This is a genomic window from Comamonas odontotermitis (genome assembly GCF_014207855.1).
Classification (GTDB): domain Bacteria; phylum Pseudomonadota; class Gammaproteobacteria; order Burkholderiales; family Burkholderiaceae_C; genus Comamonas; species Comamonas odontotermitis_A.
The window spans coordinates 262,470-278,727 of record NZ_JACHKZ010000002.1 but is presented as its reverse complement, the minus strand read 5'-3'; the positions used below and the strand labels follow the sequence as shown (position 1 = coordinate 278,727).

Genomic DNA, 16,258 nt, shown 5'->3' with positions numbered 1-16,258 from the left:
GTCACGCAGCCTGAGGGCTGCGTGCTGCGCAGTTCCTTATCGACGCTATGAGGTGGGTTGAGAGGGGTCTAACACGGTCGGTCTGCGCCAACAGCCGATAGCGGCTCTGGTCCCTCACCCCGACACCTGTAAACATACAAGCGGCTCTATGCGCTAGATGCTATTAATTTTGTAGTAATTCAGGCGACCTTGCCCATCTGCTGCGCCAGCTGTGCGGCGGTGCCGAAGGCCAGGGTGAACCCGAGCGCGCCATGGCCGGTGTTGAGCCAGAGGTTGCTGGCACCGGCCTGTTTTGCAATGGGAACTGCCGTGGGCGTTGCAGGACGCAGGCCAGCCCAGGGGGCCACCGCGGCGAAATCGCTGCAGCCCGGGAAGACGGCCTGCGTGGAATCACACAGGCTTTGAATCTTGTCTTGCGGAATGCGCAGGTCGTTACCCACCAGCTCCACCATGCCTGCCACGCGCAGGCGATCACCAAGACGGGCAAAGACGACTTTGCGTGCGCTGTCGGTGATGCTGACGCGCGGCGCCTTGTCGCTGGCGGCAGCGACGTTCAAGGTCAGGCTATAGCCTTTGAGCGGATACACCGGCAGATCGATGCCCAGTGGCTTGCACAACGCCACGCTGTCAAAGGCGAGGGCGACCATGTAGTGGTCGGCGGTGATATCGCCCTGGCTTGTGCGTACGGCTACGATCTTGCCGCCTTCGCGGCGCAGGTTTTGAACAGCGGTGTTCATCACAAACTTCACCCCGTTGCGCTGCAGCCAGGCCTGCAGCTGCTGGGCCACCTGGTAGCAATCGGCAGCGCATTCGCTGGGCGTGTGCACGGCGCCTGCAAATTGCGGCTGGTAGGCGGCAAGGGCGGGCTCCAGCGCCACGGCCTCGTCGGGCGATACGATGAGCTGCGGCGCGCTGCCCAGCGTGCTTTGCACATCGAGCTGGCGGCGGGCCGATTCCACGGCTGCATGGGTGGGGTAGAGCACCAGCTTGCCAGTTGTGGAGTAATCCCAATCGCCTTGCACACGCTGCTGCATGGCTTCAAAGTGCTGGCGGCTGGTGGCGGCCAGCTGCAGCAGCTCGCGCGTGCTGATGGCCGAGCGCTCGGCATTGCAGGCAGCCAGAAACTGCAGGCCCCATTTCCACTGGTGTGGATCGGCCTGCAGGCGAAACTTGAGCGGCGAGTCTTCATTGAACAGCAGCTTGGGCAGCTGCTTCCAGATCGAGGGGTCGGCCAGGGGCTGCACGTAGCTGTAGCTCAGCTGCGCACCATTGCCCATGCTGGTGCCCATGCCAGCGTGCGGTGCCTTGTCGATGACGGTGACTTCGTGTCCCGCTTGTTGCAGCTCATACGCCGCTGCCAAACCCACAATACCCGCGCCGAGAATGCAAACGTGCATAGCCACCCCCTGAAAACCCTTAAATATAGGCGCTTGCATTGCGGCTGAGACATAGCAATATACGCATCAGGCATACCGTTTGCTTATAGGGGGTACGGGTACGCACAATCCCTGTGCACCTGGTGCCATAACCGGGCGTTATAGGTTTGTCCCAAAAAGGCATTGTTGGGACAAATCATCGGTTTCTACACTGTCAACATCGATTGATTCAAGGAGGTTTCGATATGAAGTTTGTTACGTCGCTGGTCTGTGCTGCCGCCGCCATTGCCTGCCTGCCTGCCGCGCACGCCGATGTGCTGGCCAAGGCCAAGGAATCGGGCGAGATCACCTTCGCCTACCGCGAATCGTCGGTGCCATTCAGCTACCTGGCCGGTGGCCAGAACGCCATTGGCTTCTCGGTCGATATCTCCAACGCCGTAGCCGATGTCGTGCGCAAGGAAATCGGCAAGCCCGACCTGAAGGTGAAGTGGCAGCCTGTCACCTCGGCCAATCGCATCCCTCTGATCCAGAACGGTACCGTGGCGCTGGAGTGCGGCTCTACCACCAACAACTCCGCACGCAACAAGGATGTGGATTTCGCCATCAACTATTTCTACACCGGTACCCGCGTGGCAGTGAAGAAGAGCTCTGGCATCAAGAACTGGGCTGACCTGAAGGGCAAGACGCTGGCGATCACCACCGGAACGACCAACCTGCCTGTGGTGCGCAAGTACAGCGCCGACCAGAAGCTGGACATCAACATCACCTTGGCCAAGGACCATGCGGACGGCTTCCTGCTGATGGAAAACGACCGTGCATCGGGCTTTGCAATGGATGACATTCTGCTGTTCGGCCTGAAGGCCAACTCCAAGGATCCTGCGGCCTACGATGTGGTGGCCGATGCTCTGCAAGTGGAGCCCTATGCCTGCATGCTGCCCAAGGGCGATGCGGCATTCAAGAAGATCGTCGATGGTGTGATCGGCGGCATGATGAAATCGGGAGAATTCACCAAGCTGTACGACAAGTGGTTCATGCAACCCATTCCGCCCAAGAACCAGGCGTTGGGCCTGCCCATGAACCAGGAGCTGAAGGATAATCTGGGCGCGCAAAGCGACAAGCCAGCTATTTAAAACATAGCTATCTGCGCTTTGGCATGGCCCGGAAACGGGCCATTTTCTATTGCTGCTGCGGTTTCCAGGGCGAAGGGGGCCGGCGCTGGCAGCGCCAGGTACACAATGTCCAGGCAAAGTTTTTTAAATCGGGAAATGGGTAATGAGCACGAAAACCGTAGGCATTCTGGGCGGCATGGGGCCGGCAGCAGGCGCTGATTTTGCACGCCTGTTTGTGCAGGCCTGTGCCGAGCAACTCAAGGCCAGCGGTGCGGTCGTGACCGACCAGGCCTACCCTGAGCACTGGCTGGCGCAACTGCCCATTGCTGATCGCAGTGCGGCATTGCTGGCACCAGAAGCTGCCGAGGATCCCTTTGCGATGATGTGCACCGGAATGGACAAATTGCAGGCCTTGGGCGCCACCGCCGTGGCCATGGCCTGCAATACCGCCCATGCCTGGCACGAGCGCCTGCAACAAGCCTACCCGCGCCTGCAGCTGCTCCACATTGCCCGCGTAGTGGCCGAGAGCCTGCAACAGCAAGGCCACCGCGCCTGCATGCTGCTGGCCACGCAAGGAACCTACCGCATTGGCCTGTACGACGAGGCGCTTGCTGCCTGCGGCATCACCGTGCACTTGCCGCAGGATGCCGAGCGCGAGTTGCTGATGCAAGGCATCTACCAGGGGGTGAAAGCGGACAGACTGAATTTGGCACGCACCTGTTTCTCTCAGGTGGCGCGCGCCATGCGGCTGCGCCATGGCGATGTACCGCTGATCATGGGATGCACCGAAATTCCGCTGGCACTGCCGGGCGCCCCGGAGGTGGAAGGTCTGCCCCTCGTGGATCCCGCTTGGGAGTTGGCCCGTGCTTTGGCGCGGGTGGCGTACAGCCAGTAAATGGAGAGAATAGACCACCAGCGCACGACCATCATGCGTTGATAGATTAAAAACAATAGCGTTTGAGCGTTGATCAGGGGAGTCAGGGCATCTTGTCCATGATCAGCAGACAGGCTTCACCCACCACCCTGCTGCGATGGGACATGCCAGGTTCTACACGATAGAACATCCCCGGTGTGAGTGTGACAGGGCCTGCCTCGGTATCCACCACCACTTCGCCGCTGAGCACAAGAAAGCACTCTGGCGAATCGTCATGCACATGAAAGGATGCAATGGTGTCGCGCATCACTCGGTAACGCAGGTTCACGCCATCGATGGAAGTCAGCGTCTGCGCGAACCATGGTTGCGGATGTGCGACCTTGATCGCGTTGGTATCTAATGCTTTGGGTGGAGTCATTGATGCGATGGAATGACGGATTGGAGAGGCTCAGCCTTCCTGCAGCATCGCCATGGTGATGCGCGACACGCAGGTCAGCTTGCCTTCGTCGTTCACCATGTCGATCTGCCAGACCTGGGTGGTGCGGCCTATATGCACCGGGCGCGCCGTGCCGGTGACCCAGCCGCTTTTCACGCCGCGGATATGGTTGGCGTTGATGTCAAGGCCCACGCAGCGCCAGTCGGGCGGTGAGGAGAACATGGCCCCCACGGAGCCCAGGGTTTCGGCCAGCACCACGCTCACGCCGCCATGCAGCAAGCCATAGGGCTGGTGGGTGCGGTGGTCTACAGGCACACGGCCTACGAGGTAGTCGTCACCAATTTCCAGGTATTCGATGCCCAGGTGCTCGATGGCGGTGTTGCGCGCAGCTGCACGCAGGGCGTCCAATGAGAAGGGCTTTTTCCAGATGGCAGTCATGGCAGGGCTTTCAGCGTTCATGCGAGGGATGAGGCACAGCATAGCGACGGCCAGCTGAGCTGGCTATCGCTTGCAGCACTGTGTTTTGATGGCTCACGCGCTTGCGACCAGATTGGCAGCTTTGGCAACGCGCAGGCATGATCTTCCCAGCGTGCCGCCATGATGCGCCGTCAGTTGCTGATGGGTATGTCGCTATCCGCGCCATCGGCATCGTCGGCCGCAGTGCCGTCTTCAACCAGCAGCTCCACCAGTTCACGGGCAAATGAGGGCAGCGATTCGAGGTTGCGCACCACAATCTGCATTTCGCGGTTGGACCATTCGTCGGACAGCTGGATGATGCGAATGTCCATGATCTTGGCGTGGCGCCGCGCGGCCGATTCCGGCAGGATGCCAATGCCCACGCCGGCTTCGATCATGCGGCAGGCCGCTTCAAAATTACCCACCTGGATGCGCTGCTTGATCGGGCGATGCAGCAAGTCGCTGTGCTGGCGCAGGAAGGCATGAATGGCGCTGGACTCATGCAGGCCCACGTAGTCGAAATCCAGCGTGTCGCCAAAGGCGACGGATTTTCGCTTGGCCAGCGGATGCTCGGGGTTGACGACGAGGATCAGGTGATCGCGGCGATAGGGCATGGAGACCAGGCTTTCGGTGCGCACCTGACCGGCCACGATGCCAATGTCGGTTTGGCCTTCGCCCACGGCACGGATGATGTCGTTGGACAGGCGCTCGCGCAGGTCGATATCCACATCCGGGTGCTTGCGCAGATAGGTGCGCAGCACCGGTGGCAAAAATTCGCCCAGCGCCGTGGTGTTGGCAAACACCCGCACATGGCCTTTGATGCCGCGCGCGTATTCCTGCATGTCGCCGCGCAGGTGCTCAATCTGGCCGAGCACGGTGCGGGCATGCTGCACAAAGGCCTGGCCGGGCAGGGTCAGGGTCACGCCCTGGCTGGTGCGGTAGAGCAGCTTCACGCCCATGCTCTCTTCGAGGTTCTTGATGCGGGTGCTGGCAGCGGGCAGGGAGATGAACGACAGCTCGGCCCCCCGCGTCATGCTGTTCGCGTCTGCCACGTGCACCATCAGGCGCAGGTCTACCAAATCAAAATGCATTGCCATGGCGGGGATTGTAGAGGGAAGGCTGCTTGCACATGGGCGCGGTGGCTCAGCACTCGACGATGTGCACGGCTAGCCCGCCCAGTGATGTTTCCTTGTACTTGCTCATCATGTCGGCGCCGGTGGCTCGCATGGTTTCGATCACCTTGTCCAGGCTCACCACATGCGATCCGTCACCGCGCAGCGCCATGCGGGCGGCGTTGATGGCCTTGACTGCGGCCAGTGCATTGCGCTCGATGCAGGGTACCTGCACCAGGCCTGCCACGGGGTCACAGGTCAGGCCCAGATGGTGCTCCATGCCAATCTCAGCGGCGTTTTCCACCTGTGCAGGGGTGCCGCCCAGCACCGCGCACAGGCCCGCAGCCGCCATGGAGCAGGCGACGCCCACCTCGCCCTGGCAGCCCACTTCGGCGCCGGAAATGGAAGCATTTTCCTTGTACAGAATGCCAATCGCTCCCGCCGTCAGCAGGAAGTCGACGATGCCCGCTTCGGTCGCGCCCGGCACGAAGCGCCAGTAGTAGTGCAGCACGGCGGGCACGATACCGGCCGCACCATTGGTGGGCGCAGTCACCACCCGCCCGCCTGCGGCGTTTTCTTCGTTGACGGCCAGTGCAAACAGGTTCACCCAGTCAATCACCTGCAGCGGATCGGTGCTGGGGCTGTCCGCATGCTGGGTGAGGCCCTCGTAGAAACCAGCGGCACGGCGTTTGACATTCAGGCCCCCCGGCAAGCGGCCTTGTGTGGTGCAGCCGCGTTGCACGCAGTCTTGCATGGCCTGCCAGATCTTGAGCAGGCCACTGTCTATTTCAGCATCGCTGCGCCAATGGCGCTCGTTGGTGCGCATGATCTGCGCAATGGGCTGCTGATGCTCCTGCGCCTGTTGCAAGAGTTGTGCTGCGCTGTGAAAGGGCAGGGGCAGCACCTCGGTGTCGGGTGCGATTGCCTGCTGGCGCTCGGTATCGTGGGCCGCCTCTTCGCTGACTATGAAGCCGCCGCCCACCGAGTAATAGGCTTGCGCGTCGAGCAGGTCATGCTGCGCATTCCAGGCTTCAAACCGCATGCCATTGGGGTGGAACGGCAGGCTCACATCGCCAATCAGCAGCAGGTCGGTAGCGGGCTCAAACACAATGGTGTGTTCACCATTCAGCAGTAGCTGGTGTGTATCGCGCACCTGGTTGATGATGGCATCAACGGCGTTCACATCCACCGTATCGGGCGCGTGGCCTGCCAGACCCAGCATGACTGCGCGGTCGCTGGCATGGCCAATACCGGTGGCTCCTAACGAGCCAAACAGCTGGCAGCGCAGGCGCGCCACTTGCACCAGCACGCCCTGCCGCTGCAGGCGTTGCACAAAGGCATGTGCAGCGCGCATCGGCCCCACGGTGTGCGAGCTACTGGGCCCGATACCGATCTTGAACAAATCAAACACGCTGACTGCCATGGCTGCCTCCCATTCATTCCTGCAAATGCAAACTGGCGCCGAGGATAGCGGCGATCTGTGCTTTGGCAAGGGGAGAAGCACCAACCACGCCCAGGCAGCCGTCCGGGCCGAGGCGGCTGGTCACAAAGGCATCGGCGCGGGTAGTGTCCGCATACCGCCGCATGAGACCCGCCTGTACCACCAGCACGAGTTGCTGCACCCATTGGCGCGCCTGCGCTTGCTGCGCCCAGGCGTCATGCTCGAAGGCTTGCCACTGCCGTTGCAGACGCTGCAAGGCCTGTTGAATTGGTGTATCGCCCGCCGCCATGGTCTGCAATGCATTCCATAGCGCATCGTGCAGATCGGGTTCCCGCTGCATGGCTTTGAGCACGTCCAGACACATCACATTGCCGGAGCCTTCCCAGATGGAATTGACCGGTGCTTCGCGGTAGAGCCGTGCCAGCGCGGAGCTTTCGATATAGCCATTGCCCCCCAGTACTTCCATGGCCTCTGCGCTGCAGGTGATGGCGCGCTTGCAGACCCAGAATTTGGCCGCTGGCGTCATGATGCGCTGCCAGGCCTGCGCGGCCAGCTTGTCGGGGGCGCTGCTGTCTTCAAATGCCTGCGCCAGTTGCATGGCCAGCAGCAGCGCGGCTTCGCTCTCCAGTGCCAGGTCTGCCAGCACCGATTGCATCAGCGGCTGCTCGATCAGCGCCGCGCCGAATGCCTGCCTGTGCCGGGCGGACCACAGCGCCTGTACGGTGGCCTGGCGCAGCAGAGCACTGCTGCCCAGAACGCAGCACAGGCGTGTGATGGTGGCCATCTCCATGATGGTGGCAATGCCGCGGCCCTCTTCGCCCACCAGTACTCCGTAGGCGTCGTCAAACACCACTTCGCTGCTTGCATTGCTGCGGTTGCCTACCTTGTCCTTGAGGCGTTGCACCAGCACGGTGTTGCGTGTGCCATCGGGCCGCCAGCGTGGTACCCAAAAGCAGGCCAGCGGCGCATGCAGTGCGTTCGCGTCGCCCGCTCTGCCCGCCATGCGCGCCACCACCAGATGCGCATCTGCCGTGGGTACCGAATAAAACCATTTGTGGCCTTGCAGCCGGTATGCTGTGCCACGCCCGCCGTGCCCTGAATCGCCCATGGGATAGGCCACCGTGGTGTTGCTGCGCACGTCCGACCCGCCTTGCTTTTCGGTCATGCCCATGCCCACCCACAGCGCGGTCTTGTCGGCCAGTGGCGCGTCGCGTTCATCATGGCGGGTGCTGGTGATGCCGTGCTCAATCTGCGCCCATAGCGCCGGTTCCTTGCGCAGCACGGGAATGGCGGCTGTCGTCATCGTGGCGGGGCACAGGCTGCCAGCCTCCGCTTGGCCCTGCAGGTAAAAACCGGCAGCCCAGGCGCTCCAGCGGCCGCGCGGCGCATCTGCGGACGACGCGCCGGAAAACGGCATATCGATCAGCCGCTGCGAGCGGTAGTGAGCCAGCACATGGTGCCACGCAGGGTGAAACTCCACCTGATCGATGCGTCGACCGCGTGCATCCCACTGCAGCAATTGCGGAGTATGGCGATTGGCCTGATCAGCCAATTGTGCAAACGCCGCGCTGCCCACGGTGCGTGCGTGCTGCTGCAGGCCTGGCAGCCAGGCCTGTGCTTGAGCGCGCGCCAGAGCCGCCTGCAAGGCTGGATCGCTGCCCAGCGGGTCGTAGCCGACCAACTCATCCACCAGGTTGTCCCTGTCGCGCTGTGCCATGGCTGCTCTCCAGATGCGATGGCTCCATTTTAGGAACCCCGTCGCCCTATGGCAAAGTGCAAAGCCAGTCAGGCGTTGGGGTGCAGGCGGTCCAGGCGCAGGCGCTGGCGGTCATCGCCCAGAGCGCGCGTGGCAATCAGCACGCTCCCGGCGGCAGCCAGACCGCCCGCAAAGGTCAGCAGAAACAGAAGCAAGATCTGGTACTTGGCGGCTTCCAGCGGGTCCATGCCGCCCAGGATCTGGCCCGTCATGATGCCAGGCAAGGTGATCAGGCCAGCAGCCGTCATCTGGTTGATGATGGGAATCAGCCCCCGGCGGATGGCAGCACGGGTATGTTGCGCCATGGCCCGGCGGAAAGGCACGCCCAGCGCGAGTTGCGCTTCAATGGCGGCACGGCCCTGGCGCACGCCATCGAAAAAGCTGTCCAGCCCCAGACTTGCCGCATTGAGTACGCTGCCCAGCACAATGCCCATCAGCGGAATGGCATAGCGCGCATCGAACCAGGGCTCGGGCCGCACGGCCGTGAGCAGCGCGAGGATGACGGTGGACAGGCTGGACAACGCCACCACAAGCCCGGCAATCTGGTAGTTGCCGCCTTCGGCCAGGCGCTGGTGCGGCCGCACTGCCACTTCACGCGCCGCTGCGGCAATCATCACGCAGACCACCACCAAGGTTGCAGCAGGCGATGCGTGCTGAAACACCAGGCGCAGCACGTAGCCCACCAGCAGCAATTGCACCACCATGCGCAGCGAGGCCCACAGCACCTGGCGCTGCAGTTGCAGCCGCATGGCCCAGGATGCACCGGCGGCCAGCAGCACCAGTAACGCGCCCACCAGCAGATCGGGGGCCTGCAAGTGGATAGCCTGGTTCATTGCGCAGCCTCCATGGGCGTCAGCTGCCGTTCGTGCAGTCGCAGGCATCGGCTTGCCACCCGTGACGCCTGGGGATGCGAATGGGTCACCCATAACAGGCTCAGGCCTTGCTGCTGGCGGCTGCGCAGCAGCTGCTCAACGGCGGAGACGGAGTCCTCGTCGAGCGCTGCCGTGGGCTCATCCAGCAGCAGCACCTGCGGTTTGCGCAGCAGACCACGCAGCAACGCCAGTCTTTGGCGTTCGCCGGTCGAGAGCTGCGCAACGGGAATGTCGATGAATCCGCTGCGCAGGCCGAGCTGCTCCCCCAGCTGCAGCAATTCTGACCTGGTATCTGGCAGAAAATGCGCCATCACTGAATCTGCCCACCAGGCCGGTTCTGCTGCCAGATACATCACCTGCTGGCGCCAAGCGGGCCCACTGAACTGGCTGCGAGGCCGGCCATTGAGCAGCACCTGCCCGCTACCAGGGTCCAGATCGGCAATCAGCCGCAGCAGGACGGACTTGCCAGCGCCCGAAGCACCCATGATGGCGACGCATTCTCCGGCCTGCAAATCCAGTGTGCAGGGGCCTGCAATGGGGCTTTGCAGACCTTTGATGGATAGGCGAGTCGGAACAGTGGGACGCATCGCTCTCAGTGTAATCCTGGGCCATCAGCGATAGTTGGTTGATGCCGATATGCTTTGCGCGCAAGCGCGGCGGATAATAAAAAATCCGGCAGTCCCATCCATTTTTGGGATCTGCCGGATATTGGCGGATGGTTTTCTTACTGGGCAATCTGCTCGAAAGCCTTGCGCAGCGCAGCAGGACTGGCGGGCTCTTGCGTGTCAGCGTTTTTCAGCACCACACCAGTTCCATCGTCGCTGCTGTTGGTCAGTCGGCGCACGATCAGCATGTCATCGATCGTGGTAGAAGTCACTCCAGTGAAGCCTTCTCCATCATTGACCGCATACTTGAAGAAATAACCGCGAGCAAGCTGGTTGGATGCATTCAGTTTTACGCACATGACCCAACCCGCATTCGGGCCGCGCACCAGGTTGTCGCAGCCAAAGCGGTTGTCCTTGGTTGCAACCATGCCATTACCGTACTCACTGGGTCCCAACTCTTCGACCAGATCCACGAAATCGGATTGGGGCGCACTGGAGATCAAGGGGGTCAGAAGCCACAGGCCCTTGAGGCTTTGCGGATTAGGGCCGTAGGCAAAATTGAAGCGGGTGATTTCCTTTTCCTGTTCACCCGGAAATTTCACATAACCCTTGGTACCTGATTCGAAGCGCATTGACACCGTGCCATCGTTGCCGTTGTCCTGTCCAGTCAGGTCACCGCTTCCCAAGTAGCGTCCTCCGCGATATTTATTGAGAGTGCCCGAATATTGGTTGTTGCTGAAGGTGCCGCTGGTCAGATAAAAGGTTGCATTGCCACTGGCGTCGTAGGCATACATTTGCATAACCAGGGTCTTGTCCTGCACATCAATGGCCAGACCTCGACCAGGTTTGCCATTGAGTTCAGAGGTCACTACCCAGGTACCAGATTGCGGGGCGAATGCGTGTGCTACCCCAACTGCTGCCAATAAACCCAATGCAGCCCATTTCTTGAACATATATTTTCTCCTGATGAATTTTTTGTTTAATAGTTTTTATTAAACTTGTAAATTAGAACACAGGCTCACAAAACAGAAACGCCAATTCTTGGTTGTTTGCACTGAATCAAGAGCTATTAATGCATCAGTTGTATTTAGACGGCACAGATCTTCAAAACGTCCTCACCATACGCCTCCAGTTTTTTCACGCCGATGCCGCTGATGCCCTGCAGTTCATCAAGGGATTGTGGGTTGCGCTGGGCGATGGCAGCCAAGGTGGCGTCAGCAAAGACGACGTAGGCCGGAACATTGTGTTCTTTGGCGATTTCAGTGCGCCAGGCTTTGAGATTGATGAAGCGGACCTGTTCATCTGGCCCCAGGTTCTGGGCTGCAGCGGCGGGTTTGTTGTTGCGCACGCGGCTTCGGCTGGTTTTGGCGGCACTGGCTTCGCGCAGTTGCACGGCTTGCTCGCCCCGCAGCACGGCGCGTGAGCCGTCGCACAGGGTCAGTGTTTCAAAGCTGTAGCCGGCTTCGGTGTGCACCTTCTGGGTGGCGAGGGCACCAACGGCCAGCAATTGGCGCAGCACACCCCGCAGCTGGCTTTCGCTGTACATGTCGCCCAGACCGTAGGTCGACAGTTTGTCGTGGCCGAACTGGCGCACCTTGTCGGTGTCCTTGCCACGCACGATGTCGATGATATGGCTCGTGCCGAAGGTGATGTCGCTGGCCTCGTGCGCGCGGTAGATGGTGGACAGGAGCTTGCGTGCGGCGTCGGTGCCGTCCCAGGTCTTGGGCGGATGGATGCAGTTGTCGCAGCTGCCGCATTGGTAACGCGGCGCCTTGCCGGCGGCTGCAGCGGCCAGCTCAGGGTGAGCGGAATCACGGTCACCGCCGGTGCCGTACTGTTCTCCAAAATAGGCGAGCAGGCGTACGCGGCGGCAGTCAGTGGCTTCGGCCAGTGCGAGCAGGGCATCAAGCTTGCCGCGCATTACCTGTTTGAAGGTGTCGTCCGCTGGGCTTTCGTCGATCATGCGGCGCTGGTTGACTACATCCTGCAGGCCATAGGCCATCCAGGCGTCGGCGGGCAGACCGTCACGGCCACCGCGACCGGTTTCCTGGTAATAGCTTTCGATGTTCTTGGGCATGTCCACGTGCGCCACAAAACGCACATCGGGTTTGTTGATGCCCATGCCGAAGGCGATGGTCGCCACCATGACGATGCTTTCTTCACGCAGAAAGCGGTTCTGGTGCAGTTGGCGAACCTCGGGCGGCAGGCCCGCGTGGTAAGGCAGGGCGCTGATGCCCGCCTGGTTCAATGCGTCCGCGAGCTCTTCGACCTTGCGGCGCGACTGGCAGTACACCACGCCGGCTTCTCCGTCATGCTCATGCTCGATGAAGCGCAGCAACTGCGTTGTCGCGTCCTTTTTTTCGACGATGGTGTAGCGGATGTTGGGCCGGTCAAAGCTGCTGATGAACTGCCGTGCGTCTTCGAGCTGCAGGCGCTCGACGATATCGGCACGCGTCAGCGCATCGGCAGTGGCGGTGAGGGCGATGCGTGGCACGCCGGCGTAGCGTTCGTGCAGTACGGTGAGTTCGCGGTATTCGGGGCGAAAGTCGTGGCCCCACTGGCTCACGCAATGCGCTTCGTCAATCGCAAACAGCGCGAGCTTGCCCATGGCGTGCAGCTCGTCCAGCAGTCCCAGGAAGCGCGGCGTGTTCAGGCGCTCGGGTGCGACGTACAGCAAGGTGTAGCCGCCCGACAGCAACTGCATCTCGACATCGCGTGTCTGGTCATAGTCGAGTGTGGAATTGAGGAAGGCAGCTTCCACACCCACTTCGTGCATGCTGCTGACCTGGTCTTGCATCAGAGCGATCAGCGGGGAGATGACGATGGTCGTGCCCTGGTCCTGTTGTTGGCGCACGATGGCCGGAATCTGGTAGCACAGGCTTTTGCCGCCGCCGGTGGGCATCAGCACCAGCGCATCGCCGCCACCGATCACATGCTCGACGATGGCCTGTTGTGATCCACGGAAATGCTCATAACCAAAGGCGTCCTGCAGGACGGTGTGGGCAAGGGACAAGGTATTCTCAAAAATGATAGCTAGTAGCGCTTGCCAGTTGCGCTCAAAGTGCTAAAAAGAGTCAAACTCTGGCACTCGGGCCAGCCACCGGCATTGTAGGTGCTTGGGCGTGGTGGCCTGCGGCGCGAGAAGGCCAACCGTACAATTGCCACCATGCAACAGCCTGCCTACACCCGCGCAAAAGAACTGCCCGCCACCCTTGCCAAGCGCCTTGTCATCCTTGACGGCGCTATGGGTACCATGATCCAGCGCTTCAAGCTTGGAGAAGCCCAATACCGGGGCGAAGGCTATCGCGGAGCGGATGGCGCAGGCGAGCGTTTCAAGGACTTTGCCCACGATGTGAAGGGCAACAACGAGTTGCTGTCGATCACCCGCCCCGATGTGATCCGCGATATCCATGAGAAGTACCTGGCCGCAGGCGCAGACCTGATCGAGACGAACACCTTTGGAGCCACCACGATTGCGCAAGAGGATTACCACATGGCCGATTTGGCCCATGAGATGAACCTCAAGAGCGCGCAACTGGCGCGAGCTGCCTGCGACAAATACAGCACGCCAGACCATCCGCGCTATGTGGCTGGCGCCCTGGGCCCCACGCCCAAGACCGCATCGATCAGCCCCGATGTGAACGACCCTGGTGCGCGCAACGTCACCTTTGAAGCCCTGCGCCAGGCATATCTTGAGCAGACGCTGGCGCTGATCGAGGGTGGTGCCGATGTGATTCTGGTGGAGACGATTTTCGACACCCTGAACGCCAAGGCCGCGCTGTTTGCGGTGGACGAGGCATTCGAGCAGACCGGCGAGCGCCTGCCCATCATGATCAGCGGTACGGTGACCGATGCATCGGGCCGCATCCTGTCGGGGCAGACCGTGACGGCCTTCTGGCACAGCGTGCGCCACGCCAATCCGCTCTCGGTGGGTCTGAACTGCGCATTGGGCGCCACCTTGATGCGCCCTTACGTGCAAGAGCTAGCCAAGGCAGCGCCTGATACCTTCATCAGCTGCTACCCCAATGCAGGCCTGCCCAACCCGATGAGCGATACCGGCTTTGATGAAACGCCGGAGATCACGAGCCGCCTGGTGCACGAGTTTGCCGCCGAAGGCCTGGTCAACATCGTGGGCGGCTGCTGCGGCACCACGCCCGACCACATTGGTGCCATTGCCAAGGCGGTACAGGCAACGGCCACGCGCCGCCTGTTCTACCCCGCAGAAGCCTGATCAGCGTGCGCTGTTCTTGATGGGGGTGTACTCCGCTGGTACCCAGCGGTAGGCCTTGCCTTCACGGCCCACGTGTCCCATTCCGGGAAAAGGCAGGTGCGCACCTGCCAGCCACCAGTGATGTGAGGCAGCCTGCTCCAGCAACTGGCGGCGGGTGCGCACGGACTGCGCGTAATTCTGGTCAGGCTCGTAAGTGGCCTTGGGATCGGCGAATTGCACCGCATGGTAGTGCATCACATCTCCCCACAGCAGCAGTTGCAGGCGAGGATCGGCTTCGCCGTTGGCGTTGCCATCCACCAAAAATGCACTGTGCCCTATGGTGTGGCCAGCAGCAGGCAGATAACGTACACCATCGGGCAGTGCATCGCTGCTGCCAAAGGGGTGGATGCGGCCCGCCTGCTGGTATGGTGCCAGCGCGCGATGCGCCATGCCGAACAAGGGTTTGAAGAAGTCCGTGGCTTTGGCCTCAACCGCAGGATCCTGCCAGTAGGCCAGTTCTTCCTGCTGGATCCAGACCCGGGCATTGGGGTAGGCCATCTGGCCATCGGCATCCAACAGACCGCACAGGTGGTCGGGGTGCGCATGCGTCAGCAGAACGTCTTGCACCGCAGCGGGAGAGACGCCTGCAGCTTTCAAATGGGTCAGCACCTGGCCCAGTTGAGGCCCGAAGCATTGCGCGGTGCCGGTATCTACCAGCAAGGTTTGCGTGCCGCGTTGCACAAGATAGGCGTTGACGGCAGTCTGCAGGCCTTCGGGGGTTTGTGGCACATAGTGCTGCTGCAGCAAGCGGTTCGCCCGCGCCGGCGCAATCTGCTTGAGTTGCTGCTGGGGCAGCGAGACGACCCCGTCGAACAGCGCCAGCACCTGCATCTGGCCGATGTTCTGCACATAGTAGCCCGGTGCCTGTGCAAGAGGCGATGCGGCCTGGGCCCATGCACAGACGCTGCTACCGGCCAAGGCAGCCCATAGAGCGGCGCTGCGCATGGAGCGAGAAATGAGAGAAGGGTTTGGCATCAATGGCTCCTGATAAGCCTTGATGGTGCCTGGGGCGGCGTATTTCAGGCGCTCAAGCTGTGGCGTATGGCGCTCACACCGATCAGTCTTGGAAAGCCTCTGCAGAGCGTGCTTGGGTAAGCCAAGCGCTTACAACACCTCAGTGGTTGCCGATATCGGCGGGGCGCAGCTGGTAGCGTGCCTCAAATTGGCGGTTGAAGCTTTGCACGGACTGGTAGCCCGCGCGCGCCGCCACGGCTTTGATGGGCAAGGCTGTGGTGTAGAGCAACTCCAATGCATGGCCCATGCGTGCATCGCGCAGTACCTGCGACAGCGAGGTTCCTTCGGCTGCCAGATGGCGGCGCAGGCTGGCGCCGCTGAGGTGAAGCGCGGCCTCCACGTCTCTGGAGAGCCAGGGGCGAGCTGGAGCCGCAGCGATCAGCTGTCGCACGCTATCGGCCAGGCGAGGCGGTGGTGGTGCCAGCAACGCATGGTGGCCCTGACGGCACAGCCAGATCACCATCTGCACCAGGGCGGCGCGGGCCTGTTCATAGTGGCCCTGTAGAAGCGCGCTGCTCCATGTATGCAGCGCATCAGCGAGCGAGCCCGCTGGCAGCGCAATCAGCTGTGTATCGTCTGGCAGCAAAGGCTGTGCCCACAGAATACGGGCCGCGTGCAGCACCTCGTCGCACAGGTTCAAGGTGATGGCCAGATAGCGCTGGCTGACCGGGTCTGGTGCATTATGGGCATCGATGTGGCAGCGGCCCGTCACCAGAAACACATCGCCAGCGCGCAATTGCACAGCTTGCTGGCCGGTTGACAGGCGCTTGGTGCCGTGCAGTACCAGCCCGAAGAGGGGGCGCTCAACCTGCACGGATTTCACCGTGTGTGGCAACTGGGCTTTGATATGCAGGCATTCACCGGCGAGCGGGCAGTCGGCCAAAGCCTCCAACTGAGCCATCAGGGCGGTAGACGCTGCTGCGCTATCCATGATGGG

The 16,258-nt window shown here is 61.6% G+C and carries 15 protein-coding genes; 3 read left to right on the top strand and 12 right to left on the bottom strand.

From position 1 onward, the window contains the following. Positions 1-179: 179 nt before the first annotated feature. Positions 180-1,397: a D-amino acid dehydrogenase gene (locus HNP33_RS03275; protein WP_184705215.1), complete on the bottom strand. Its 1,218-nt coding sequence runs from the start codon at positions 1,395-1,397 to the stop codon at positions 180-182. Positions 1,398-1,621: 224 nt separating this feature from the next. On the opposite strand from HNP33_RS03275, the gene HNP33_RS03270 reads away from it, so the two are divergent. Both HNP33_RS03270 and HNP33_RS03265 read left to right on the top strand, forming a co-directional pair. Continuing rightward, complete coding sequence (locus HNP33_RS03270; RefSeq protein WP_184705213.1) at positions 1,622-2,506, top strand: amino acid ABC transporter substrate-binding protein; 885 nt, start codon at positions 1,622-1,624, stop codon at positions 2,504-2,506. A gap of 142 nt (positions 2,507-2,648) precedes the next feature. Further along, positions 2,649-3,380, top strand: a complete 732-nt coding sequence (locus HNP33_RS03265) for an aspartate/glutamate racemase family protein (protein WP_184705211.1) — start codon at positions 2,649-2,651, stop codon at positions 3,378-3,380. Positions 3,381-3,462: 82 nt separating this feature from the next. On the opposite strand, the gene HNP33_RS03260 is transcribed toward HNP33_RS03265, so the two are convergent. From HNP33_RS03260 to HNP33_RS03220, 9 genes are all read right to left on the bottom strand, one after another. Beyond that, on the bottom strand, positions 3,463-3,777 hold the full coding sequence (locus HNP33_RS03260) for a cupin domain-containing protein (RefSeq protein WP_184705209.1): 315 nt from the start codon (positions 3,775-3,777) through the stop codon (positions 3,463-3,465). Between the two features lie 30 nt (positions 3,778-3,807). Beyond that, positions 3,808-4,233 (bottom strand): hotdog fold thioesterase, encoded by a 426-nt coding sequence (locus HNP33_RS03255; protein ID WP_184705208.1) that lies wholly within the window; start codon positions 4,231-4,233, stop codon positions 3,808-3,810. Positions 4,234-4,403: 170 nt separating this feature from the next. Beyond that, the gene (locus tag HNP33_RS03250; RefSeq protein WP_184705206.1) at positions 4,404-5,348 is read right to left on the bottom strand and encodes a LysR family transcriptional regulator; all 945 of its coding nucleotides are present in this window, start codon (positions 5,346-5,348) and stop codon (positions 4,404-4,406) included. A gap of 46 nt (positions 5,349-5,394) precedes the next feature. Beyond that, a complete protein-coding gene (locus tag HNP33_RS03245) occupies positions 5,395-6,786 on the bottom strand; it encodes an L-serine ammonia-lyase (protein WP_184705204.1) in 1,392 nt (463 codons plus the stop codon). Between the two features lie 13 nt (positions 6,787-6,799). Continuing rightward, complete coding sequence (locus tag HNP33_RS03240; protein ID WP_184705202.1) at positions 6,800-8,521, bottom strand: acyl-CoA dehydrogenase family protein; 1,722 nt, start codon at positions 8,519-8,521, stop codon at positions 6,800-6,802. 68 nt (positions 8,522-8,589) lie between these two features. Next, positions 8,590-9,393, bottom strand: coding sequence for an ABC transporter permease (locus HNP33_RS03235; RefSeq protein WP_184705200.1), 804 nt, complete (start codon positions 9,391-9,393; stop codon positions 8,590-8,592). Further along, a complete protein-coding gene (locus HNP33_RS03230) occupies positions 9,390-10,019 on the bottom strand; it encodes an ABC transporter ATP-binding protein (RefSeq protein WP_184705198.1) in 630 nt (209 codons plus the stop codon). Before HNP33_RS03230 ends, HNP33_RS03235 begins: the two co-directional genes overlap by 4 nt. Before the next feature lie 137 nt (positions 10,020-10,156). Further along, positions 10,157-10,990, bottom strand: a complete 834-nt coding sequence (locus HNP33_RS03225) for a hypothetical protein (protein ID WP_184705196.1) — start codon at positions 10,988-10,990, stop codon at positions 10,157-10,159. 134 nt (positions 10,991-11,124) lie between these two features. Then, the gene (locus HNP33_RS03220; protein ID WP_184705194.1) at positions 11,125-13,050 is read right to left on the bottom strand and encodes a RecQ family ATP-dependent DNA helicase; all 1,926 of its coding nucleotides are present in this window, start codon (positions 13,048-13,050) and stop codon (positions 11,125-11,127) included. Positions 13,051-13,203: 153 nt separating this feature from the next. On the opposite strand from HNP33_RS03220, the gene HNP33_RS03215 reads away from it, so the two are divergent. Next, positions 13,204-14,268, top strand: a complete 1,065-nt coding sequence (locus HNP33_RS03215; protein WP_184705192.1) for a homocysteine S-methyltransferase family protein — start codon at positions 13,204-13,206, stop codon at positions 14,266-14,268. Here the strand turns inward: HNP33_RS03215 and HNP33_RS03210 are convergent, their stop codons facing one another. After that, a complete protein-coding gene (locus HNP33_RS03210; protein ID WP_184705190.1) occupies positions 14,269-15,282 on the bottom strand; it encodes an MBL fold metallo-hydrolase in 1,014 nt (337 codons plus the stop codon). It lies immediately after the preceding gene. 139 nt (positions 15,283-15,421) lie between these two features. Then, positions 15,422-16,252 carry a helix-turn-helix transcriptional regulator gene (locus HNP33_RS03205; RefSeq protein WP_184705188.1) on the bottom strand — a complete coding sequence of 277 codons (831 nt, stop codon included), beginning with the start codon at positions 16,250-16,252 and terminating at the stop codon, positions 15,422-15,424. Positions 16,253-16,258: the final 6 nt, after the last annotated feature.